Genomic DNA, 2,749 nt, shown 5'->3' with positions numbered 1-2,749 from the left:
AATGAAGCCACCAGGCCGGGCGGCAGATGGCGGATGAATCCGACCGTGTCGGCCAGCATAATTTTGCGGCCGGACGGCAGATAAAGCAGGCGGCTCCGGGTGTCCAACGTGGCAAAGAGACGGTCATCCACATAAACTTCCGAAGCAGTCAGCGCGTTAAGCAGGGTGGATTTGCCGGCATTCGTGTAGCCGGCCAGCGCGACCAGCGGCCAGGACCGCCGGACGCGGGTTCGCGCGCGGTGTTTCTGCATTTCCCGCAATTTTTTTTTCAGGCGCACAATGCGCGCCGCCATCGGCGCGCGGCGCAGCTGGAAGGGACTCTCGCCGGGCCCCCGCATGCCGATGCCGCCGGTAAAGCGATGCTGGCGCTCGGAAACCGGAATGCGCGCGGCCAGGTACTGCAACTGCGCCAGTTCAATCTGAACCTGGGCCTCCGCCGTCCGCGCCCGGCGGGCAAATATCTGCATAATCAGTTCGGTCCGGTCAATAACCTTGACCCCGAGGGAAAGGTCAAGATTATTGACCTGGACGGGAGAAAGCTCGTTGTCAAAGATGACCATGCCGGCCGCGCTGGCGCGGCAGGCAAGCTGGATTTCCGCGGTCTTCCCCTGGCCCACAAAAAAAGCCGCGTCGGGGCGTTCCCGCCGCTGGGTAAGGCACCCCACGACGCGCGCGCCGGCCGTGTCCGCCAGACGCTCCAGTTCCCGCAGCGAGTCCTCGGCCTCGGCAACGTTCCGGCGCCCGATGACGGCCTGGACAAGCAAGGCGCGCTCGGCCGGCCTTTGATCTTTTACTTCTTTATACATCGTTTCGCGCTTTTTTTGCGCGAATAAAACAACCGGCGGACCGGCCTGGCCGAACGGAATTTTTCCCGCCTGATCTGCCGGCGGGTTTTGACGTGCGCCGAATCCTGCCATTCGGCAAACTGACGGTAAAGCTCCTCGTTTTCAAATCCCGGGCATTTCTTCCCGCTCCATTGAAGGCGCGGAAAAGCAAATACCCAGCAATGATCGCCCAGATTCAGGAGACAGCGGTAGCATTTACCGACCGGTTTCGGCACCAATTTCATTCTTCTGGTTCCCCCCGCGCATGAAAAACATTGTCCCGAACAAAGCATAAAGTCAATGCAATTATTGCCGGCGATTGAACGCGAATAAAATATTGACAACCGTGAAATCAAATGTAAGAATTTCGGACGTGCAATTTAAGAATTGCGCGATTGCCTGTTTTATTTTAATTATGACGCAGCCGATGATCATTCAAGGCGGTTTGGGGGCAGCCGTGTCCAGCTGGCAGCTGGCGCGGGTCGTATCCCGTTTGAGCCAGATGGGCGTTGTTTCCGGAACAGCGCTCCCGGGCATCATTTCCCGCCGCCTTCAGCTTGGCGATCTGGATGGAAAACTGCGCCATGCCTTGCAGAGCTTTCCCATCCCCGAAATGGCCCGCCGCGTGCTGGAAGATTATTTTATTCCGGGCGGAAAGCAGCCGGACGCGCCTTTCAAGCTCAATGCCGTGCCCACGCTCAAGCCCGGCCGCGCCTTTTCCGAACTGGCGGTGGTGTCATCATTCGCGGAAGTCTTTCTGGCCAAGGAAGGCCACGACGGATTGGTCGGCATCAACCTCCTGGAAAAAATCCAGCTCCTTACGTTGCTGACGCTGTTTGGCGCCATGCTAGCCGGGGTGGATTATGTCCTCATGGGCGCCGGAATTCCACGCAGCATCCCGGGCGTGCTTGATCATTTTTCCAAAGGCGAAGCCGCTGCAATAAAGGTGGATGTTGAAGGCGCCCTGCCTGGCGAGGAATTTCTTTCCACTTTTGACCCGAAAGATTTCTGCGCCGGCAACGCCCCGCAGCTGAAACGCCCCCTCTTCCTCGGCATTGTCTCTTCCGCAACTTTGGCCATGACTCTGGCCCGCAAATCCAACGGCCGCGTGGACGGATTCGTGGTGGAAGGCGAAACCGCCGGCGGACATAACGCCCCGCCCCGCGGCCCCCTGCACCTGAGCAACGGCGGCGAACCGGTCTACGGCCCGCGCGATGTGCCCGATCTGGACAAGATCAAGGCGCTCGGCCTGCCGTTCTGGCTGGCCGGTTCTTACGGACAGCCCGGCAAACTGGCCGAAGCTCTGCGGCTCGGCGCCGCCGGCGTCCAAATCGGAACCGCCTTCGCCTTTTGTGAGGAATCCGGCATCTTTCCCGGACTGAGAAAACAGGCCATTGCCCTCTGCCGCGCCGGCAATGCGCATGCCTTCACCGATCCGCTTGCTTCTCCCACCGGATTCCCTTTCAAAGTGGTGCCGATGAACGGCACGCTTTCCGACAAGGATTTGTATCGGGCGCGGAAACGCGTCTGCGATCTGGGTTACCTGCGGCACCTCTATCGCAAACCGGATGGCGCCGTTGGGTATCGTTGTCCCGCCGAACCGGTGGAAGACTTCCTCCGCAAAGGCGGCGACATTAAAGAAACAGAAGGCCGGATTTGCATCTGCAATTGCCTTCCGGCCACGGTCGGCCTCGGCCAGATCCGTTCCAAACATGAAAAGGAACTGGCGCTGGTAACCGCCGGCAACGACGTTGATCAGATTGCCCGCTTTATCAAACCGGGGCGCGACTCCTACACCGCCGCGGACGTTATTCAATGCCTGCTGGCCGAACTGAAAAACGCTTGATATGCCGTCCCCCAATTCGGCCCATGCCCGCAACCCAACCCAAAATGAACTGAATAACGATGTTTCTCAATGAGAACAC

General features: G+C 59.3%; 3 protein-coding genes. 1 reads left to right on the top strand and 2 read right to left on the bottom strand.

Annotated features, from left to right (window positions below):
- Window positions 1-806, bottom strand: an 806-nt coding sequence (gene hflX / locus PHP98_12200) for a GTPase HflX (GenBank protein MDD5484390.1), incomplete at its 3' end; no start/stop codon positions are given.
- On the bottom strand, window positions 791-1,069 hold the full coding sequence (locus PHP98_12195) for a hypothetical protein (protein MDD5484389.1): 279 nt from the start codon (window positions 1,067-1,069) through the stop codon (window positions 791-793). The genes PHP98_12195 and hflX, both read right to left, overlap by 16 nt.
- A 170-nt stretch (window positions 1,070-1,239) precedes the next feature.
- Here PHP98_12195 and PHP98_12190 point away from each other — a divergent pair, with 170 nt between their 5' ends.
- Window positions 1,240-2,670 carry a nitronate monooxygenase gene (locus PHP98_12190; GenBank protein ID MDD5484388.1) on the top strand — a complete coding sequence of 477 codons (1,431 nt, stop codon included), beginning with the start codon at window positions 1,240-1,242 and terminating at the stop codon, window positions 2,668-2,670.
- The last annotated feature ends 79 nt before the right edge of the window (window positions 2,671-2,749 follow it).

It is taken from the genome of Kiritimatiellia bacterium (assembly GCA_028715905.1).
Lineage (GTDB): Bacteria > Verrucomicrobiota > Kiritimatiellia > JAAZAB01 > JAAZAB01 > JAQUQV01.
The sequence above is the reverse complement of the archived record's forward strand: the minus strand, read 5'-3'. Positions and strand labels throughout refer to the sequence as shown.

Bases quoted from the DNA above. Each gene is read 5' to 3' on its own strand.
- PHP98_12195 (MDD5484389.1), bottom strand. From the start codon at position 1,069: ATGAAATTGGTGCCGAAACCGGTCGGTAAATGCTACCGCTGTCTCCTG.
- PHP98_12190 (MDD5484388.1), top strand. From the start codon at position 1,240: ATGACGCAGCCGATGATCATTCAAGGCGGTTTGGGGGCAGCCGTGTCC.